The organism is Hyalangium ruber (assembly GCF_034259325.1).
In the GTDB taxonomy this organism is placed as follows: domain Bacteria; phylum Myxococcota; class Myxococcia; order Myxococcales; family Myxococcaceae; genus Hyalangium_A; species Hyalangium_A rubrum.
The window spans coordinates 245805-266044 of the sequence record NZ_JAXIVS010000002.1; the positions used below are offsets into that span (position 1 = coordinate 245805).

General features: G+C 71.3%; 13 protein-coding genes. 3 read left to right on the forward strand and 10 right to left on the reverse strand.

Translation table 11 applies throughout. From position 1 onward, the window contains the following. Nucleotides 1-27: 27 nt before the first annotated feature. Nucleotides 28-801 (reverse strand): phosphatase PAP2 family protein, encoded by a 774-nt coding sequence (locus SYV04_RS06095; protein WP_321544667.1) that lies wholly within the window; start codon nt 799-801, stop codon nt 28-30. A 93-nt stretch (nt 802-894) separates the two neighbouring features. Beyond that, a complete protein-coding gene (locus SYV04_RS06100; RefSeq protein ID WP_321544668.1) occupies nt 895-1134 on the reverse strand; it encodes a DUF5683 domain-containing protein in 240 nt (79 codons plus the stop codon). A 175-nt stretch (nt 1135-1309) separates the two neighbouring features. Here SYV04_RS06100 and SYV04_RS06105 point away from each other — a divergent pair, with 175 nt between their 5' ends. Next, the gene (locus tag SYV04_RS06105; protein ID WP_321544669.1) at nt 1310-2716 is read left to right on the forward strand and encodes an NAD-dependent succinate-semialdehyde dehydrogenase; all 1407 of its coding nucleotides are present in this window, start codon (nt 1310-1312) and stop codon (nt 2714-2716) included. On the opposite strand, the gene SYV04_RS06110 is transcribed toward SYV04_RS06105, so the two are convergent. Beyond that, nucleotides 2706-3722 (reverse strand): hypothetical protein, encoded by a 1017-nt coding sequence (locus SYV04_RS06110; protein ID WP_321544670.1) that lies wholly within the window; start codon nt 3720-3722, stop codon nt 2706-2708. The two genes, SYV04_RS06105 and SYV04_RS06110, sit on opposite strands and share 11 nt — an antisense overlap. Before the next feature lie 439 nt (nt 3723-4161). On the opposite strand from SYV04_RS06110, the gene SYV04_RS06115 reads away from it, so the two are divergent. Then, nucleotides 4162-5139 carry a COX15/CtaA family protein gene (locus SYV04_RS06115; RefSeq protein ID WP_321544671.1) on the forward strand — a complete coding sequence of 326 codons (978 nt, stop codon included), beginning with the start codon at nt 4162-4164 and terminating at the stop codon, nt 5137-5139. Here the strand turns inward: SYV04_RS06115 and SYV04_RS06120 are convergent. Genes SYV04_RS06120 through SYV04_RS06130 form a run of 3 tightly spaced genes read right to left on the reverse strand, consistent with a single transcriptional unit; the run spans nt 5125 to nt 7967 of the window. Next, complete coding sequence (locus SYV04_RS06120; RefSeq protein ID WP_422723912.1) at nt 5125-6627, reverse strand: ABC transporter permease/substrate-binding protein; 1503 nt, start codon at nt 6625-6627, stop codon at nt 5125-5127. The genes SYV04_RS06115 and SYV04_RS06120 overlap by 15 nt on opposite strands. Then, entirely contained in the window at nt 6624-7370 is a 747-nt protein-coding gene (locus SYV04_RS06125) for an ATP-binding cassette domain-containing protein (RefSeq protein WP_321545231.1), read from the reverse strand. The genes SYV04_RS06120 and SYV04_RS06125 overlap by 4 nt, the downstream gene beginning before the upstream one ends. A gap of 3 nt (nt 7371-7373) precedes the next feature. Beyond that, nucleotides 7374-7967 carry a hypothetical protein gene (locus SYV04_RS06130; protein WP_321544672.1) on the reverse strand — a complete coding sequence of 198 codons (594 nt, stop codon included), beginning with the start codon at nt 7965-7967 and terminating at the stop codon, nt 7374-7376. A gap of 519 nt (nt 7968-8486) precedes the next feature. Here SYV04_RS06130 and SYV04_RS06135 point away from each other — a divergent pair. Further along, complete coding sequence (locus SYV04_RS06135; RefSeq protein ID WP_321544673.1) at nt 8487-11066, forward strand: CHASE domain-containing sensor histidine kinase; 2580 nt, start codon at nt 8487-8489, stop codon at nt 11064-11066. Here the strand turns inward: SYV04_RS06135 and SYV04_RS06140 are convergent. The 4 genes from SYV04_RS06140 to SYV04_RS06155 are packed head-to-tail and all read right to left on the reverse strand — an operon-like array spanning nt 11015 to nt 20240. Continuing rightward, complete coding sequence (locus SYV04_RS06140; RefSeq protein ID WP_321544674.1) at nt 11015-13264, reverse strand: SpoIID/LytB domain-containing protein; 2250 nt, start codon at nt 13262-13264, stop codon at nt 11015-11017. The two genes, SYV04_RS06135 and SYV04_RS06140, sit on opposite strands and share 52 nt — an antisense overlap. A 3-nt stretch (nt 13265-13267) precedes the next feature. Next, the gene (locus SYV04_RS06145) at nt 13268-17977 is read right to left on the reverse strand and encodes an MG2 domain-containing protein (RefSeq protein ID WP_321544675.1); all 4710 of its coding nucleotides are present in this window, start codon (nt 17975-17977) and stop codon (nt 13268-13270) included. Beyond that, nucleotides 17974-19614: a hypothetical protein gene (locus SYV04_RS06150; RefSeq protein ID WP_321544676.1), complete on the reverse strand. Its 1641-nt coding sequence runs from the start codon at nt 19612-19614 to the stop codon at nt 17974-17976. The genes SYV04_RS06145 and SYV04_RS06150 overlap by 4 nt, the downstream gene beginning before the upstream one ends. Further along, complete coding sequence (locus SYV04_RS06155) at nt 19611-20240, reverse strand: DUF1175 family protein (RefSeq protein ID WP_321544677.1); 630 nt, start codon at nt 20238-20240, stop codon at nt 19611-19613. The genes SYV04_RS06150 and SYV04_RS06155 overlap by 4 nt, the downstream gene beginning before the upstream one ends.

Below are 20240 nucleotides of genomic sequence, written 5' to 3' on the forward strand. Positions count from 1 at the left end.
CCCTGGGCGGGCGCCGCCCGAGCGCCGCTACCCAGGCTCCCGACCCGAGACGTCCGGCATCTGCTCGGACGTGTCCGCGCCCTTGAGCACCTCTTCGCGCAGCGCCGGGCTGCGCCGCTTCACCGCGCGCACCAGCAGCGTGCAGAGCAACGCCCAGGCCAGTCCCGCCATCCACCCGCCCAGCACATCCGTGAGGTAATGCACCCCCAGGAACACCCGCGTCAGCCCCACCAGGAAGCTCAGGAGCATCCCCACGGTCAGCACGTACACCTTGAGCCGCCGGCGCAAGGTGAGCTGCGACAGCAGCGCGCCCAGCGTGAGGTACACGATGGCCGACAGCATCGCGTGGCCACTGGGGAAGCTCGGGGCGAACACCTCGGCCAGGTGCGGCACCACCGAGGGCCGGGGCCGGGCGAAGAGCTCCTTGAGCACGCTGTTGAGCACCGCCCCGCCCACCGTGGAGCCGGCCACCAGCAGCAGCGAGCGGAAGTGGCGCACCAGCGCCAGGAAGCCGCACACCGCCAGGGTGACCATCGTCAGCACCGTCCCGCTGCCCAGCGCCGTCACGTCCCGCGCCGCTCCCCGCAGCCACCGGGGCCCCACGGGCACCTCGGGAGCGTCCGCCTTGCGCAGCGCGCGCACGATGGCCTCATCGTAGGTCTGCGTGTCCTTCTCGAGGACCTCGTCAGCCAGCACCACGAAGCCCAGGCAGCAGCCCACGATGACGAGCAACATCACGAGCAGTCGTGCCCCATCCGGGCCTGGCAGCAGGGAGCTCCACTCGCGCAAGGGACGCCACATGCGCCCACCCTATGCACTCCCGCCGCGCCTGGGGGGCTTCTCGCTCGCGCCGCCGCCGGGTAGTACACAGAGTCCCGCCCGGGGGCCGGGGGTTCAGGACACGCGGATGCGGTCCCGCGCCGCGTTCCCCAGCACGGCGCTCACCACACAGAAGAAGTGGAGGATGATTCCTGGGAAGACCAACAGGGCGTAGCCCACCCCCGTGAAGAGGAACCACAGCAGGGCGCCCCAGAACTGGCCCTTGTAGAGCTGCCCCAGCCCCGGAACGAAGAAGGACAGCGCTCCGGCGATCACCGGGTTGAAGCGGCGGGCGCGGACGACTTCGTAGCTCATGACGGCTCCGGGCTGCGGACAGGGGGAAACCCTACCTACAGAGTAACCCGGCCCGGGGCTGGGGTCGAATTGGCGGCCGGTGCGGGTCCAGGCGTACATCCCTGAACGGCCCTCCCTTCAGCGCCGTTGTCCTCCCGGCCCAGGCTGCTATCACTGCCCTCCGGAGGGAACGCACTTGGCCATCGCCACCATCGACCCGACGACCGGAAAGACGCTCCGCAGCTTCAACGCTCACTCGGCAGAGGAGCTCGAAGCGCGGCTGAAGCTCGCCGAGGAGACCTTCCGCGCCTACCGCCACACCGCGCTGGCCGACCGGCGGCGCTGGCTGGCTCGCGCCGCGGAATTGCTGGAGAGCGAGGCCGAGCACTTCGGCCGCCTCATGACGCAGGAGATGGGCAAGCCCTTCGAGGCCGCCAAGGCCGAGTCCCAGAAGTGCGCCTCGGCCTGCCGCTACTACGTGGAGCACGGCGAGGCGTACCTGCGCGACGAGTCGATCGACGTCGGCGGCGACCGCAGCTTCGTGCGCTACCAGCCGCTGGGCGCGGTGCTGGCCATCATGCCGTGGAACTTCCCCTTCTGGCAGGTGGTCCGCTTCGCCGCTCCGGCGCTGATGGCCGGCAACGTGGGCCTGCTCAAGCACGCGCACAACGTGCCGCAGTGCGCCCTGGCGCTCGAGGACCTGTTCCTGCGCGCGGGCTTCCCCAAGGGCGCCTTCCAGACGCTGCTCATCGAGACGGGGGACATCGCCCGCGTGATTGAGGACCCGCGCGTGAAGGCGGTCACCCTCACCGGCAGCGAGGGGGCGGGGCGCGCGGTGGGAGGCCAGGCGGGCCGGGCCCTGAAGAAGGTGGTGCTGGAGCTGGGCGGGAGCGACCCGTTCATCGTCATGCCGAGCGCGAAGCTGGAACTGGCGGTGGAGACGGCGGTGAAGGCGCGGCTCATCAACAACGGCCAGTCCTGCATCGCCGCCAAGCGCTTCATCGTCCACGAGGCCATCTACCCCGAGTTCGAGCGGCGCTTCGTGGAGCGCATGCGCCGGGTGGTGGTGGGCGACCCCATGGAGGCGAAGACGGAGGTGGGCCCCCTGGCCACCGAGGGCATCCGCCAGGGGCTGCACGCGCAGGTGGAGAAGAGCGTGGCGCAGGGCACCCGGCTGCTGGTGGGCGGCAAGCTGTCCTCGGGGCAGGGCTTCTACTACCCGCCCACGGTGCTGGCGGACGCGGCGCCGGGCTCTCCGGCCGCGTGCGAGGAGCTGTTCGGCCCGGTGGCCGTGCTCTCACGCGCACGGGACGTGGAGCACGCCATCACGCTCGCCAATGACTCTCCCTACGGGCTGGGCGCCAGCGTGTGGACGCACGACGAGGCGGAGGCGCGCCGCTTCATCGATGGCATCGAGACGGGCATGGTGTTCGTCAACGCCATGGTGGCCTCGGATCCGCGGCTGCCGTTCGGCGGGGTGAAGCACTCGGGGCACGGCCGCGAGCTGGCGCTGCACGGCATTCGCGAGTTCCTCAACGCGAAGACGGTGCGCATCACCTCGGGCACCACCGCGCCGCCCACCCAGGCCTCCGTCAGCGAGTAGGCACCCGCGTGCCGGGGGCGCGGTGGACCTCCTCCAGCGCCTCCGTCACCGCCTCCATCTCCGTGCCCAGCTGCTCCACGCTGCGGCGCAAGCCCGCACCCGCCACGTCCTCCGAGGCCGCGTCCGCCGTGCGCACCCGCAGCACCTGCGTGTAGAGGTTCTCCAGCGTGTAGTAGAGCCGCGTGTGCTCGGCCTCCAGGCGCGCGGCCGCCGTGGCCAGCTCCGCTCGCTGGCGCCGCTGCTCGTCCAGCACCGCCAGCGCCGAGGCGAGGCGCTCCTTCACCACCGCGTCCGCCTCCGCCTCCACCCGGGCCGAGAGCGACGCGCGCTCTTCCGCAAGCCTGCGCTCGTCCTCGGGTGAAATGAGCGTCCGCAGCTCCCGCTCCCGGCTGAGCAGCGCGTGGCAGCTGCGCCGCAGCGCCTCCACCGTCTGTTCGGGGGCATGCACCACGTCGCGCAGCGCCCCTGACCCCGTGCTCAGCTCGGCCAACAGCTTGTCGCACAGCGCGTCCACCCGGGCCATGCGTGGATCCACGGGCTCCACCGGGAGCGGCTCGGGAAGGGTGGCCCCTTCTGGTTCCGCGAGGGGCCTGCCCTGCCGCGTCCGCCGGGGGAGGAGCTGGCGCGCCGCCATCTGCCCGAAGACGAAGACGGCGATGAAGATGAGCCACCAGTAGGCCCGTGGGTAGCGCAGGGCGATGAGCAGCGTCACCAGCGCGCCCACCGCGTACACGATGCCGAGCACCGGGTTGCGAGAGGCCTCCTCGCGGGCCGAGTGCTCGGCGCGGCGCGTCTTGCGCTCCGCCCGCCTCGCCGCTCGCCTCGCCTGCTTCTTCCACCGCTTCTCCCAGTGGCGGCGCTCTTGCCTGCTCGGCAGGCGGCCCATCTGCCGCACCCAGGCCTCCATGGCCTGCGCCTGGCGCTCCTGGCCCTCGGCCAGTGCCTGCTCCAGCCGGTACAGCCGGTGCTGTGGGGTTGAGGACAGCGGGGACGGGTCGTGGTTCACGCAGTGAGGCTAAGCACTGCCCGGAAAAATCGCGTCGCGGACCGGGGGGAGTATCAGGCCCACCCCAATCCGCGACGCGCCAACACTCACGAAAGAAGACACTCAACGACCGATGACCGTGGGCCGAGACGGGGGGAGTTCGCCTCAGCCCACGGTCACCTCGGGATGTTGACCTGGATCCCGAGCCATCCGCTTCGTCAGGGCGGACGGGATGGGCTTAAGCACCTGCCGTGCCAGCACCGGCCCCATGCTCCCGGGACGGGCCAAGTCCTTGGATCCTCAGGCGGAGGGGGCTCCAGTCCATGCCCTGCCGCAGGGCACAGTGGAGTCACAGTCTCGCCCGGTGGACGGGCGTCCAAGTTCCCGGACTGTGAAGAGAGGCGCCTGGCGCAAAAGTGCGTTAGGGAGGAGCCCTCCGCCCGCCGGGGTCGCCGCTTCGATGACCTTTCCCGCCTCGTCCCGCCGCTTCCAGGTCTTCAGCTACGCCGTGCTCCTCTACACCCTGGCCGTGGTGCTCTGGGGCGCCTTCGTGCGCGCCACGGGCTCCGGGGCGGGCTGCGGGGACCACTGGCCGGTGTGCAACGGGGTGGTCATCCCGCGCGAGCCCACCGTGGCCACCCTCATCGAATACACGCACCGGGTGACGAGCGGCCTGGCGATGGTGCTGGCCGTGGTCCTGGCCGTGTGGGGCCTGCGAGCCCATGCCCCTGGACACCCGGCGCGGCGCGCTTCGGTGGCGGCGCTCATCCTCATGCTGACCGAGGCGGCGATCGGCGCGGGGCTGGTGCTCTTCCAGTACGTGGCGCACGACAAGTCCACCGGGCGCGGGTTCTGGATGGCGGCTCACCTCATCAACACCTTCCTGCTCATTGGCGCCCAGGGGCTGACGGCGTGGTGGGCTGGCGGTCGCTCGCGTGTGGCGCTGCGAGGACAGGGGTTGGCCGGCGGGCTGGTGGCCGCGGTGGTGGCGGGGGTGATGCTGCTGGGCGTGAGCGGCGCCATCGCGGCGCTGGGAGACACGCTGTTCCCCGCCACGAGCCTCGCGGAGGGCCTGCGGCAGGACATGTCCGAGTCGGCGCACGTGCTGCTGCGGCTGCGCGTGCTGCACCCGGTGCTGGCCATCGTCGTCGGCGCGCTGGTGGTGGTGGCCGCCTCGCTCCTGGCCCGGCTGCGCCCCTCGCCCGAGGTGAAGCGAAGCGCGACGGCGGTGGGCGTGCTCTACGCCGTGCAGTTGGGCGCGGGGCTCATCAACCTGGTGCTGCTCGCTCCCGTGTGGATGCAGCTCGTCCACCTGCTGCTGGCGGACCTCGTGTGGCTCTCCCTCGTGCGGCTGAGCGCGGCGGGGCTGGCGGAGGATGCGCCCCGGGCGGAGCTTCGGCCTCGCGAGAGCGCCACGCTCCCCTCATCCTCGCTGTGACACGCGCAGCCCGCGCGGCACCACGAGCCGCTCGAGGCCCTCGAACAGCGCGCTGACCCCGAGCGCCAGCAGCGCGGCGGGCACCGCGCCCTCCAGGATGAGCCCCGTGTCGTCCAACCGGATGCCCGTGAGGATGGGCTGCCCGTAGCCCCCCGCGCCAATCAGGGCCCCCAGCGTCGCCGTGCCCACGTTGATGACCGCCGCCGTCTGGATGCCCGCGAGGATGGACGGCGAGGCCAGCGGCAACTCGATGCGCCACAGCCGGGCCAGCGGTGGCAGCCCCAGCGCCTCGGCGGACTCGCGGAGATCCTCTGGAATGCCGCTGAGCCCCGCGGCCGTGTTCCGCACGATGGGCAGGAGTCCATAGAGGAACAGCGCCACGATGGCCGGCCGGGAGCCGATGCCCAGCAGGGGAATCATCACCACCAGCAGCGCCAGCGAGGGCACCGTCTGGATGATGCCCGCGAGCCCCAGCACGCCCCGCCCCACGCGCGCCCACTTCGCCGCGAGCACGCCCAGCGGCACCGCCACCGCCACCGCGCCCAGCAGCGACACCAGGACCAGGAACAGGTGCTCGCGCGTCCGGCGCCACACGCGCGCGGCCAGGGTCTCCTCGCGGACCTGTGACTCCAGGCCCAGCACGCGGGCAAGGAACTCCGACGCCACCTGTGACTCGGAGACGCGCTCCAGCCGCGCCCGCGCGTTGAGCGTCACCATCTCCCGCTCGGAGATGTGTCCCTCCAGTTGGAGGATCGCTTCCAGCGCGCTCGCGTTTCGCGCCGCCCAGTCCTGCCGGTACAGCAGCACGGCGTCGTAGGCGGGGAAGTGCTTCAGGTCATCCTCCAGCACGCGCAGCCCGTAGGCGGCGATCTCCGCGTCCGTGGAGTACAGGTCCGTCACCTGGATGGCGCCGCTCTCCAGGCCCCGGTAGGCGAGGTCATGGTCCAGCCCGCTCACCTCCCGCTGGGGCAGCTGGTACTTGTCTCGCAGGGCCGGCCACCCGTCGGCGCGGTCCATGAACTCATTGCTGAAGCCCAGCCGCAGCTCCGGGTGCGCGCGCAAGTCCGAGATGCGCCGCAGGCCCAGGCGCTCAGCCTCCGCTTCCTTCACCCCCAGCGCGTAGGTGTTGTTGAAGCCCAGCGGCGCGCTCATCCCCAGGCCCTCGGCGGCCAGGGCGGCCCGGAGCGCGGCGTCATCCTTCAGGTTGCGTCCGGACAGCAGCTCCTGGCGCAGCGTGCCGGTGTACTCGGGATAGATGTCCAGCTCCCCGCGCCGGAGCGCCTCCCAGAGCACCGCCGTGCCGCCCAGCTCGCGCCGGTGTACCGCGCGCGTCCCCGTGGTTCGCGCCAGCCGCGCCACCAGCTCCCCGAGGATGACGGACTCGGTGAACTTCTTGGAGCCCACCCGCACCTCGGACGGCGCCTCCGCCGTCTGCGGCAGACACGCGGCCAGCCCCACCAGCAGCACGCCCGCGAGCCAGGCCCTCACGCGCCGCCCTCCAACGTCAGCCGCTGCGCCTGGATGAAGCGGGTGACGAAGGGGTCCGCCGGGCGCGTCTCCAGCTCGGCGAGCGTCCCCTGCTGCACCACGCGCCCGTCCCGCAGCAGCACCACGTGCTGTCCCAGGAAGGCCGCCTCCGCCAGGTCATGCGTGACGAGCACCACCGTCTTGCCCAGCCGCGCGAAGATGGCGCGCAGGTCCACCTGCAACTCGGAGCGGACCATCGGATCCAACGCCCCCAGCGGCTCGTCCAGCAGCAGCACGTCCGGCTCCAGCATCAACGCGCGCATGAGCCCCACCCGCTGGCGCTGCCCACCCGAGAGCTGCGCGGGAAAGCGCTCCAGCGCCTCCGCCGGAAAGCGCGTCAGCTCCACGAGCGCCTCCAGCCGGGCGCGGATCCGCGCGTGGGGCCACCGCAGGTAGCTCGCCATGAGCGCCACGTTCTGTCCGGCCGTGAGGTGGGGAAAGAGCCCGCCGCCCTGGAGCGTGTAGCCCATGCGCTGGCGCACCCGCAGCACCGCCGCCTCCTCGCTTGGCAGCGGCTGCCCATCGAACAGCACCCGGCCCGTGTCCGGCGGCAGCAACCCGTTCATCAGCCGCAGCACCGTGGACTTGCCGCACCCGCTGGGGCCCAGCAGCACCGTGGTGCGTCCGGGCGGCAGCCGCAGCTCTACCGGGTGCAGCGCCTGGGTGACGCCAAATCGCTTGGAGACGCCTTCGAGCTCGAACAGAGGCTAGGCCCGGACGATGTAGATGCAGGAGGCGTGGCCCTTCTTGCGGCACGGCGACATCTCGTCATGGAGGATGGAGCCCGTCGCGTTGAGCCGACGCATGCCTCCAAACAGCAGCCCCTTGTCGAAGGCGCACGGGTACGGGTTGTTGCTCTCCACCTCCATGCTGCCGTCGGGGCGCGGCTTCCACTTGTAGTGGCCAATCCCCTCCTTGATGTGGCCCGTCGTGGGGTCCCACATCGGCCGCCCGTTCTTGCGGTGCTGCATGTGGTAGCTGGCGTCCATCGCCTCCATCATCGTCTTCACGTCCTTGATGGTCGGCAGCCACTCCACCGTCTTCATCACCGACACGCCGATCTGGTGCAGCACCGAGTCGCCCATCTGCTGGCTGGCGCGCGCGAACGCTCGCAGGAACGCGTCGAACGGGTACCAGGACTGCGTGTCCACCACCACCAGCCCATCAGAGCCCTTGCGCCCCAGCCCCTCGGCCAGGAGGATCTGACTGGCGATGGACTTGAACTGTCCGAACGCCTGCACCAGACCCAGCACGTTGCGTCCCGACACCTCGATGCCCTTGAACTCGTTGAACGGAATCATGGCGTGAGGCCCCTCCCGGCTTCGGGGATGATGGCACGCCTGCTCGTTCGCTCGACATCGAACGGTTTCTCTTCAATGACGGCTCAAAAAATTTAATTCGACCAAAACTGGTTTTCCCCGCTATACGCCGGCGCTGAAAAGTTCCACCGCCAGTCTGCGCGTGGGAAAAAAAGAGCTGAGGAAACGAGCTGTTAGGGAGTCTTGGGGGTTGCCGACTTCTTACCCTGAGCATTAGCATGGGGAATAGATATGGCAATCCCAGACCTCTGGATTGTCAGAGGTGCCACCCGCGTCTCACGCGGACAGTTGGGAGCGCGAGCTGAAGCGCGCACCTGACACAGGGTGGGCAGTGAGCAGCGGGCCTGCCTCTCTGCATCTTCGGGGGATGGTGCAGAGGGGGGCCCGCTGTGGTTTTCGTACCGGCCAGAAGCCGTCGACCGGCCGTGCCTGGCTACCGTTGCGATCCGACATGCCTCGACGGATCAATGGTATCTGGGCACCCTGCCGAAGCTCCCGACGGTGAACGTGGCTCTCCCTTCCATCTCGAGACGCTCGACGCTGGCGCCTTTCGCCGTGCTCGGCTTCTGCCTGGTGCTGACCGCCGCCAGCACCGTGCTCTTCCGAGCCACCGCCCGGGCCAGGGACTCGGCGCGCTTCGACAACCTCGTGCGGATGACCGAGGAGCGCATCATCGGTCACCTGGACTCGGATGTGACGCTGCTGCGCGGGGCGGCGGGCTTCTTCGCCGCCAGCCAGGAGGTGACTCCCGAGGAGTTCCACCTCTACGTGGAGCGGCTCGACCTGAAGCGGCATGACCCTGGGGTGCAGGGCATCGGCTTCACCCGGCGGATTCCGCGGGCGGACAAGGACGCCTGGGTGGCGCGAATCCAGGCAGGCGGCCAGCCCACGTTCCGCCTGTGGCCCGAGGAGCCGCGCGAGGAGTACCACGCCATCGTCTACCTGGAGCCCCGGGATGCCCGGAACCAGGCGGCGCTGGGTTACGACATGTTCACCGAGCCCACGCGCCGCGAGGCGATGGAGCGGGCGTGGCGCTCGGGTTCACCCGCCCTCTCGGGTCGGGTCATCCTCCAGCAGGAGATCGACCCCCTCAAGCAGGCGGGCTTCCTGCTGTACGTCCCCGTGTACCTGGGCGGCAAGGTGCCTCCGACCGAGGCGGAGCGCCTGGCGACGCTGGAGGGGTTCGTCTACAGCCCCTTCCGAGCCGGAGACCTGTTCAACGGCATCTTCCAGAAGGAGCCCCTGCCTCGGGTGGCCTTCCGCGTCTTCGACGGGACGGCGGCCCGCCCCGAGCACCTGCTGTATGACTCGATGCCCCAAGCGGAGCGCTTCGACCCGCCCGCCTTCACCACCACCCTGGCCATGGAGGTGGCGGGCCGCCCGTGGACCCTCACCTTCGCCTCGCAGGCCCGCTTCGAGCAGACGCTGCTGCTGCCCTGGGTCCCCGCGGTGGGGGTGGTGGGCGTGCTGCTCAGCCTGATGGCGTACGCCGTCGCGTGGTTCCAGGTCAGCGCCCGCCAGCGCGCGGAGAGCGACGAGGCCGAGCGAGCGCAGCTGCTGGCGCGCGAGCAGGCCGCCCACGCTCGGGCCGAGGCCCAGCGCACCTACCTGCACGAGCTCTTCATGCAGGCGCCGGCCCTCATCATCATCCTGCGCGGGCCCCAGCACGTCTTCGAGTTCGCCAACGCCGCCTACCAGGAGGCGGTGGGCCACCGGGAGCTGGATGGCAAGCCCCTCCAGGAGGTGGTGCCGGACATCTCGCCGGAGTTCCTGTCGGTCTTCGACGACACCTATCGCACCGGTGAGCCCCGGTTCGGCCAGGAGGTGCGGGTCCCCATCGCCTACGCGAACGAACAGCCAGAGGAGAAGTATTGGAACCTCGTCTGGCAGCCGCGCCGCAACCCCCAGGGCACGGTGGATGGGGTGCTGATGTTCGCCTTCGAGGTCACCGAGCAGGTCCGCGCGCGCCAGGAGGCGGAGACCAGCCGCGAGGAGGCCCGGCGGAGCGCGGCACGGCTGCAGACCATCACCGACACGCTGCCGGCGCTCGTCGCCTACGTGGACCAGGAGGAGCGCTACCGCTTCGCCAACCAGGCCTATGAGCCGTGGTTCGGCCTGAAGCCCGAGCAGATCCTGGGAAGGAAGCTGGTGGAGGTCCTTGGCGAGCCGGGCTACTCCCAGGTGAAGGACAACGTCCACCGGGCACTCGCCGGAGAGACCATCCGCTACGAGAGCCATTTCACCCAGCCGGATGGGCGCAAGCTGTTCATCCAGTCCAACTCCATCCCCGACCGTGACGCGCAGGGCCGCGTCCGGGGCTACGTGGGACTCATCCTCGACATCACCGAGCGCAAGCGGGCGGAGGAGGCCGTGCGCAACGCCGTGCGCCTGCGCGACGAGTTCCTGTCCGTCGCCAGCCATGAGCTGAAGACGCCGCTCACCCCGCTGAGCCTCAAGCTCCAGAGCCTGGCGCGCGAGGCCGAGGCCGAGCCCGACTCCCCCTTCGTGCGCAAGGTCCGCTCGCACGTGGAGGCCGGGCGCAAGCAGATCAAACGGCTGTCGGACCTCATTGGAGACCTGCTGGACGTCTCGCGCATCACCTCCGGCCAGCTCAAGCTGCGCTCGGAGCCGGTGGACTTCGCCGCCGTCGCGCGGGACGTGGTCTCCCGGCTGGAGCCCGAGGCCACCCGCGTGGAGTCCCCGCTCACCGTGGAGGCACCGGAGAGCCTGGTGGGCAACTCGGACCGGATGCGGCTGGAGCAGGTGGTGGAGAACCTGCTCACCAACGCCATCAAGTACGGCGCCGGCAAGCCCATCCACGTCCGGCTGGTGGCCCAGGCCGAGCGCGTGGTGCTCACCGTGAAGGACGAGGGCATCGGCATCGCGCCGGAGCACCAGGGGCGCATCTTCGAGCGCTTCGAGCGCGCCGTGTCCGAGCGCAACTACGGCGGCCTGGGCCTGGGCCTCTACATCACCCGCACCATCCTCGAGTCCCTGGGCGGCACCATCCGCGTCCAGAGCGAGCCGGGTCAGGGCGCGCTCTTCACCGCGGAGTTCCCCTTGGGGCCCTCGGCCCCGTAGGCGCGCTCGAGGATTTCGTCGCTGCGCAGGCCGCTGGCCTTGGCGGCCTCCACGTCCAGCCCCTCGCCGTGGCCGCGCCCCCGGCCCTCGAAGACGATGCTGGCGCCGTCGAAGGAGGCAGTGCGCGGACAGGAGGGCAGCTTCAGCGCCGAGCGCAGCACCTCGCACGGCTGGCTCTCCGTGGTGTCGAAGGTGGCGCCGCCCTCTCGCTCGGCGCGGATGAAGGAGACCCGCCCCGCCTCGAAGCGCAGCGAGGCCAGCCCCGAGCCCAGCAGCGCCTCCACCCTCGCCCGGGGGCGCACCTCGCGCCAGGGCTCCTCGCCTCCCTGGGAGAAGAGCAGCCACTGCTTCCAGCGCAGCGGCGGCAGACTTAGCGCCCGCTCCTCCTCGGGCTTCGCGCGCACCGTGCCGAGGAAGGCCTGGCAGTGCGTCGTGTCGCAGATGGGCCGGCCTCCGTGCCGACTCTCGGCGTGGCGCTCGTTGTGCGCCACCACGCGCGCCAGCGCCACCCGCGCCTCGCCCTTGGCCGCCGCGTCCTCGGCCGCCACCACGCCCGCTGTGTATTGCAGGCGCGTGGTGCGGAAGAGGAAGTCCGAGCCTCTCCGCGCGCTGCGCTGGCGCTCGGTGGTCGGCACTCCCGGGGGCGGCCGGTACGGCGGTGGGGTGGACCACGTGAAGATGCCCGCGTAGTCCCGGCCCTCCGAGGGCAACCCCGGCACTCGCACCCGCCATGGGCTGCCCAGGCACACCGCTGGCCCTCGCGCCACCATGTCCCTCATCCGGGAGAAGCCCTGGGGCACTCCGCGCGGCGTGCCTTGGTCCACCGCGAAGCCCGCGCTGGGACAGCCCGCCTCCACCTCCGAGGCCGAGGCCAACCCCAGCACCTGCACCCTCGCCGCCTCGGTTCCTGCGCGCTCGCGCACCCGCGCGAGCACCTTGGGCACCTCGCCCGCGAAGCTGCGCGGCATCTTCCCCGGCCGCATCACCACGGCGATGACGTCCGCGTCCACCGCGACGATCCACCCATACTGCGGCCGGCTTGCCGCGTCCCGCACGGTGCCCGTCTTCGTGGCCACGCCCGCGAACGCTCGGGAGGCGGTCAGCTCCGAGAGCGTCCCGGCCGAGGCGTTCTCCTTCATCATCTCGATGAGCTCCGGCCGAGCCTCGGCGAGCAACCGGTACGCCTGCGCCATGCCCCATGGGGAGAGCGACAGCGTGGAGCGCAGGCCGATGGCGTCCGCCATGTCCGTGGGCTTTCCCGTCAGCCCCACCGCGGACAGCACCGCGCCCCACGGGCCGAAGTCCGCGGCACCTCCGTGGGAGGCCCAGTCCAGGAAGTACCCGTTGCACGAGCGCAGCAGCGCCGTGCGCCCGTCCACCTGCTTTGGCAGCCGCTCACCACAGGCCCACTCCTGCACGCCCGCGCGCGGCGAGAGGAGCGGCGGCGGCGCGGCGCTCCCAGCGATGACGAAGGGCTTGAGCGTGGAGCCATAGGGCAGCGCGCGCTGCACCTCTCCCTCCACCAGCAGCAGCTCGCCCGAATGGCGGCTCACCACCACCGTGGCGGGCAGCGACGCCTGTACCTGCACGTCCGCCAGCTCGTCGATGGAGACGGGCACCACCCAGCGCGCTCCGTCCTGGCACTGGCGCAGCCTGCGAGAGAGCGCCTTGGGAAAGCCCTGCTGCTCCCCGAGGATGCGCGAAAGCGCTCTTCTCGCCCGAGGCGTATCCACCGCCGGCGCACGTGCGAGCTCCGCCGCCGCCGCCGTGAGGGACTGGTAGGGCCCCTCGCGCCACTCGGGCAGCTCGCCGCTCACCACCAGCGCGAAGGCCTCGTGGAAGAGCCGGTCCTCGGCGGCGGCGGGGCACGCCCACCACAGGAGCTGGTGTGCCAGCTCATGCCGCAGCGCCATTCGCAGGCGCGGGTCCAACACCCCCGGCATGTTTTGCCGCAGTTCCACCAGGCCGGGCCGGCCCTGGGCGTTGCGCTCCGGCGCCAGCCCCACGCCGCGCTGGAGGCGAATGGAGGCCGGCGCCTGGGTGGGGCTTCCACCGGCCTCGGCCACGTACCGCGCCTCCAGCTCCTTCCAGGCCACCTCGGCCTCGGCGCGCAGGGCGGCCTCGGGCGTGACGTCGCCCTGCGTGTGGAATACCGGGGTGGCCGCCAGCAACGCGGCTGTCACAGCGGCCCACCCCATCGGCTACCAGTCCCCCCGCGGCTTCTCGGAGGGCTTCACCGCCAGCACGTCCGACTTCGTCCGGCCCCGGAGGCTGGTGACATACATGTCCTCGATGGAGGCCGGAGGCGCCGTGAAGGAGCCCGCGAACTGGGCCCGCATGACGTAGCCCACCGTGCGCGGGCTGTCGCTCCACCACGCCGGCTCCTCGAAGAAGAACGTCGCCCGCTCCGGGCTCAGCACGCGCCGCTTGAGGGCCTCGGGCGCCAGGGCCAGCGAGTGCGGCGCGCCCCGGAACTCCTTGTCCTCGATGAGCGGCACGAAGCCTGCGGGCACCGCGTCCTCCACCACGTAGTAGGCCGAGCGCGCCTTGTTGTCCCCGCGCGCGTCGAGGATGAGTTCCACGAAGACTTCCTCGCCCTGCGCCACCTGCTCTCCGGAGGCCAGCGGCACCTTGCCGCTGTCGCGCAGCACCCAGTAGCGGCGCTCGATGCTCATGCCCTCGGCGCGCGGCTGCACATCAGGCAGCGGCGTGAGCGTGGTGGCCCGCAGCGTGGCCACTCCGTCGAACGCGGCCACGTTCACCGAGCGCGTGCCCGGCTCCAGCGTGGCCACCAGGCCCATGCCCCGAGGCGCGAAGCTCACCGTGCCCTTGGCGCCCTTCACCTGCGGCGGCGGCAGTTGCTTGAAGGCCTTCGCGTCCCGCTCGATGAGCCACAGCGAGTGCAGCAGCGCCGTGCTCCGATCGAACGTGGAGAGGTTCGGCCGGCTGAGCAGCTCCAGCAGGCTCCGGCGCGCCTTGTCCACGTCCAGCTTGCCGAAGGAGGCCGCGTGGGCGAGCAGCGCCGTGAGGCCCACGCGCCGCAGCGGATAGCGGAAGAAGGCCTCCTCGCCCTCCCCGTCCGTGTTCATGCCCGCCAGCCGCACGAAGCCCTCGTTGCTCGCCGTCACCAGCGCGTCCACGCGGGCCTGCAGCGTGGGCTCCTTCATGACGCCCGCCTTCTCCGCCGCCAGCACCGCGAGCGCCAGCGGGTAGAGCTCCCCCGGCGTCGCCCGGTCGAGCAGCGCGCGCACCCGCGCCGCCTGCCGCTCGCCGTACAGCCGGGACAGCACGTACGCGCGCGTGGCGTCGTACTCGAAGGGCAGGTTCTCCTGCGCCTCCAGCCAGCGCGCGCTGTCGGCGATGCGCGGGTCATTGGCCTCCACCAGCCCCGCGTCCACCGCGTAGGCCAGTCCGTCCAGGGCGATGAGCGTCATCGGCAGGTTGGGCGTGTTGTAGCCGCCGAACCAGGTGAAGCCGCCGCCCTTCACCGACAGGGAGAGGATCCGCGCGGTGCCCTGCACCGAGCGGCTGCGCGCCTCGGCCAGCAGCGCCTGGCTCTCGGGGTCGAGCTTCTCCAGCGCGTCCACCTTCTTGAGCGTCTGGAAGAGCGCCACGTTCGGCACCGTGGTGGAGACGAGCTGCTCCAGGCAGCCGTACGGGTAGGTGAGCAGTTCGCGCACGTTGGTGAGCGCCGCGTCCACCAGCGAGGGCTGGAGCACCAGCTGCACGTCCGTCAGCGTCGCGGAGGCCGGTGCCTGCAGCGACAGCTCGCCACCGCCCCAGGAGGACACCTTCACCGGCTCCTCCAGCGCGGCCGGACGCACCGGCACCGCGCGCCGGTCCTTCAGCGGCTCCTTGCCGCCCGTCACGTCCACCGCCAGCTCCGCGCTGCCCGGCTGGGTGGCCTTGATCTGCAGACCAATCACCTGCTCGCCGCCCTGGCCCAGCTCCACCTTCTGCTGCTGGGTGTTGGCCTGGAGCATGCCCGCCGCCGCCAGCTTCACGTCGAGCAGCTGGCTGCCCTTGGAGGCCTGGCCCGCCGACAGGCGCACCGAGGCGAACGCCTCATCGCCCGCGCGCAGGAACTGCGGCAGCGCGGCGTACAGGTTGAGCCCGCCGCGCGTGGCGAACTCGGAGGTGCCCTCGCCGAACCGGCCCGAGGTGTCCGCCGCCACCGCCGTCACCACCCAGAGCGTCTGGTTGGAGGGCAGCTTGAAGCGCACCGTGGCGCGCCCGTCGCGGTCGGTCACCACATCCGGCTGCCAGTGCGCCGTGTCGCGCTCCTCGTCCTTGGCCTTCCGCGTGGGCGGCTTCACCGAGGCGAAGGAGTGGTTCGGCAACCCCGCCATCTTGCGCGCCAGCGCCTCGCCGTAGCCGTAGCCCTGGAACTCGGCCGAGTAGAAGTTGGACACGTTGTTGCGCGCCGGCGGGTAGAAGAAGTCCAGCACCTTGGGGCGGAACTCTGTCTGGATGGCGTAGACGGCCTTGTCCACCACGCCCACCGAGAGCTGAGACACCACGCCGTTGCCCTCGTGGTCCGTCACCCGCACATCGATGACCTGCTCGGTGAGCGGCGCGGCCTCGGCGCGCCGGGGCGTCAGCTTCACCGAGAGGGTGCGCTCGGCCGGGACGATGCGGAAGGACACCGTGCGCTCCTCCCAGCGGCCGGAGCTCGTCGGGTACGCCACGGAGGCGTACACCGCGCTGCCGAAGCGCTTCTCCACCGGGAAGCTGTGGACCAGCGTGCGGCCCTCCAGGTTCACCACCTGCGTGCCGTACAGCCCCGCGCCGGTGAACGTGAGCCACACCGGGCCTCCGTTCTTGCCACCCGGGCCCCAGCTGTCGGGCAGCAGGCCCACCAGCTGCGCCGAGTCCCCCGGCGACAGCGTGCCGGACAGCGAGGCCAGCGTGAGGTTGGCCACCTTCGCCACCGGCTCGTCACTGCCGCCGATGACGAGCATGGACTGCTCGCCCTCCCACGCCTTGCCGTTCTTGTCCTTGACCGTCATCCGGGCCAGCACCGTGCCCACTTCGTCCGTGGGCACCTTCTCGCGGTGGACCCCGTCCGGACCCGTGGTGAAGGTGCGCTTGGCCAGGCTCTTCTCGGTGTCATCCGCCTTGCGCAGTACGAACTCCACTTCGGCCTGCGTGGCGCCGTAGGGCTTGCCCGACAGCGTGGTGGCGCGCACCGCCAGCGTCGCCTCGCCGCCCTTCTTCACCACCGCCTCCGAGAAGCTGCCCGCGCCGAACACCTCCACGTCCGAGAGGAAGAACGGAGCCGTGGCGTTGGCGAACGTCTCCTGGTCATCCCTCGCGCGCACCGTGAGCGTGTAGCGGTACGGCAGCCGCTCCTCGCCCGCTGCCAGAGGAGGCACGTTAATTTCAATGACGGCCTCACCGTTCTCGTCGAACTTGGGCGCGCTGGACCACGGGTCCTCGCCCGCGCCGCGCTCGGCCACCGTGGAGTAGAGGCGCTCGGGCACGCTGAGCTTGCCCTCGGTGCTGGAGGTGGAGCCGTACGTCACCGCGCTGCCCCCACCGCCCTTGCCCGCGTCATCCACCCAGGCGGGCGCGTCCAGCAGCGAGCGGTAGAGGAACACCTCATAGCGCGCGCCCTCGGGCACGCCGCCCGCGTAGCGCCGCGCCTTCACCGTGGCCTTCAACGGCTGGCCCGGGACGATGTTCTCCTTCTCCGGAGTGAGCTCCAGGTAGAACGTCGGCTTCACGTAGTCCTGCACGCGCGCCTCGCCCTGGTGCGACTGCTCGTCCACCGCGGCTGTCACGCGCAGCACGCCAGTGCCCAGGTCCTCCGGCACGGCCATGGTGCCGTGGAAGCTGCCGAACTCGTCCACCGCCGCGCGCGTCGTCACCTCGCGCCCCTCGGCGGAGGTGAGCTTCACCGCCACCTCCTTCTTCTTCGGGGTGAAGAGGCGCGCGAGGAAGGTGTCCGGCTGGCGCACCAAGCCCCGGAACTTCACCGTGTCGCCCGGCTTGTAGATGGGCCGATCGCTATAGATGAAGACGTCCGGCGCCACCGCGAGCGAGGAGTAGAAGTCCGTGTCCACCAGGGCCGTGTCCTGGCCCACCGTGGCGGTGGCGAGCACGCGCGGCTCGGACACCGCCAGCGTCACCTCGCCCTTGTCGTTCGTGGTGCCCGTGGGGCCCTCGCCCGTGGGCAGGTACATCTTCACCTGCGCGCCCACGCGCGGCTTCTGGTCCCGGCCCGCCACGCGCACCAGCACCTGGTTGTCCGTCTGCTTCATCTGCACGGTGAGGTCGGTGACGACGAGCACCACCTGGCCCTCCACCTTGCCCTGCACGAGTTGGAGCACGTAGGTGCCCGCTGGCAGCGGGGCCAGCATCACCCGGCGCTCCTGGAAGCCGCCGCCGCCCCACGTGGAGAAGCCCGGCACGCTGAAGTCCGTGCCCGCGCCGCCCAGGTCCAGGTTGAGCCACTGGCTGCGCGCCACGGTGAAGCCCGCCGGCACGCCCACCAGCTTCTCGGGGCCCTGCGCCATCTCATTGAGCGCGGGCGGCGTGTCTTCGGGCCCGCGCGGCGGCAGCGCCGGGGAGACGGCGTCACGGAACTCCGTGCTGAAGGAGTAGAGCAGGTACGTGGTGGGCAGGCGCACCGCGTTGAAGCCGCGGCTCAGCGCGCGCCCGGGGTTCTCCAGCAAGGGCGGCTCCTCGTACGCCCGGCGCATGTCCTGCTGCGCCTGGATGAAGGCGCTCAGGTTGTCCGGCTTGAGCACCCGCAGCTCCACGGGGCCCTTGCTGTCGAAGGCCACGTCCACCGCCACCGGCTCCTCGGGGCCGTAGGCGCGAGGCACGGTGATGTACAGCGGCTTGGCGGCCGCGACTCCGGCCAGCGTCAGCGCCGCCAGCAGGCCAAAGCGCATGGAGACCTTCATGATCCAAACCCTCCCGGAACCAGCGAATCACCCTGCACCGTGCCGCGCAGGCCCACGTACGGCAGCGTCTCGAGGTCGCGTCGGGCTTCCTCGATCTCGTCCGGCCCCGTGGCCGGCAGTGGCTTGCCCTTGCCCAGCTGTTGATCCGACCAGTACCCGTCGGCCAGGAGCCCGCTGAGCAGCGGCCCCATGTTCACTCCCACCGTCACCGAGCCCGGCGCGCGCAGCCCCGACACCACCGGGCCCGCCGCGTTGAGCAGGTTGGGGCTCTGGCCGTTGCAGGCCTTCTGCAGCCGCCCGAGCACCTCCTCGTTGGAGGCCAGCACCTGGTGGTTGCAGAACGAGCCCTGCGCCAGCGTGTTGCCTCCGTTGAACATGTTCTGCAGCGCGGGCGCGTCGCTCGCGCGGCCCCAGAGGATGGCGAACTCGTGCTCCAGGTCCGCATCCCCGCGCGGGTGCCACACGAACGCCACCTGGCGCGTGCGCACCTGGCCGGGGTCCTCACCCGCCCAGTAGGCCTTCACCTTGGAGCCCTCGAGCGACTCGGGCAGCTTGAGCTGCAGCGCGATGAGCACCGGCATGTCCGAGGGCACCAGCTTCAGCAGATCATCCGAGAGCGGCGCCGCGTCCAGCCGCACCTTCTCGGTGAGCGGACCGGCGATGCCGCGTGCCACCAGCTTCGAGCCCTCGGCGGCGAACTGCAGCCGGGTGCCGTTCTCCAGCCCCAGCGCCTGGCTGACGTACACCATCTCTCGGCCGAGGACCTGGTTGTTGAAGCCCAGCTCCAGGTCCACGCCCTTGGGAGCCGCCAGTCGCTCCAGCTCGACGCACAGGCCGCGCAGCACCATCTCCGGCTGCCGTGCCACCACCATGCGGTCGGCGGTACGGCCCACGTACAGCGACTGCTCGGCGACGAGCCAGCGGGACACGCGGAAGCCCTCCTGGGGCGCCGTGACGGAGGGGCTGGCGCCGGAGGGGCAGTTGGAGGCCTTGAAGTCACCGCGCTCGGCCACCTTCTCCATGGCCTCGTAGGCGGCGGTGGTGGTGCTGCTGGGGCTGGGGATGATGAGGGCCGGCGCGTTCGTGTCGCTGGGGCCGACGAACCACAGCGCGCGGAAGGGCGAGTCCAGGAGCTGGCCCGCCACCACGTCGAACACCGCGCCCTTGAAGGAGGCGCCCAGGTCCTCACCCGTGGAGCCGAAGAAGGCGGCCCAGGAGCTGGCGAAGCCCTGGCCCAGCGGCTTCTTCATCTGCTCCTGGAGCCAGCGGTTGTCCACGAGGGCCTGGCGCACCTTGGCCGGCGCGTACACGTCCACCCAGACGGCGGGCGTGCCCTGGCTGCCCACATATAATGTCTTGGTGCCGGGCGAGGGCGGCTTGCCCTCCACCTTGGCGCCGGCGCTGGGGATGCCCGAGCCCCCCGGGCCCGAGCCCGTGGAGGAAGAGGGGCTGTCGGTGCCGTCGGGGCCCGCGCTGCGGCGGCCCAGCACGAAGGCGCCGGCCACCGCGCCGCCCACCAGCACGCTGACGAGGCCGATGAGGAGCCCCTTGGGGAAGCCCTTGTCGGAGGGCGGCGGAGCCGGAGGCGGCGGCTCCGAGGGCGTTGGCGCGCCCGTGGGGTTTTCCGGAGAGCTCATGGAGTCCACTCCTTGAAGCGGAAGAAGCCGAGGAAGGCGGTGTTCTGGGGCACGGGGCGCCACTCGACGGGCGCCTCGGTGGCGAGCTGGTGCAGCACGCCGGTGCGCACGGCGGCGCCCTTCTCACCCGGGTGATAGACGACGCGCGCCGGCGCATGCGCCTTGTCCTGCGGGCGCACCACCAACATGAGGTGGAAGACGGGGCCGGCCTCCTGCTCCTGGCGGAAGGCCAGCAGGTCCCCGGTGCGCAGCGTCTCGAGCGTGGCCTCATCCCGGCCCAGCGGCGCGAAGCTGCGCGAGAGCAGCGTCTCCGCGTCCGCGAAGTCCGCGGGCTGGCCTCGCGCATCGAGCCACAGGGGCCGGGCGAGCCGCTCGGGGAAGAAGCGCTTGTGCGCGCTGCGGTAGGCGAAGCGCACCAGCCCCGCGCAGTCGCGCTGCTCCGGGTGCCAGAGCGGATCCATCTTCCGGACCTGCGCCAGCGCCACTTGTCCCAGCTCGCGGAGCAAGAGCACGTCTCGCGCCTCGCGCGACTCGGAGGAGGCGGCGGGCGTCTCGGGCGCGGCGGAAGCCGCCGGTGCCGGAGTCGGAGCGGCGGCGAGCGCCAGGGTGAGGGCCAGGGAGAGCAT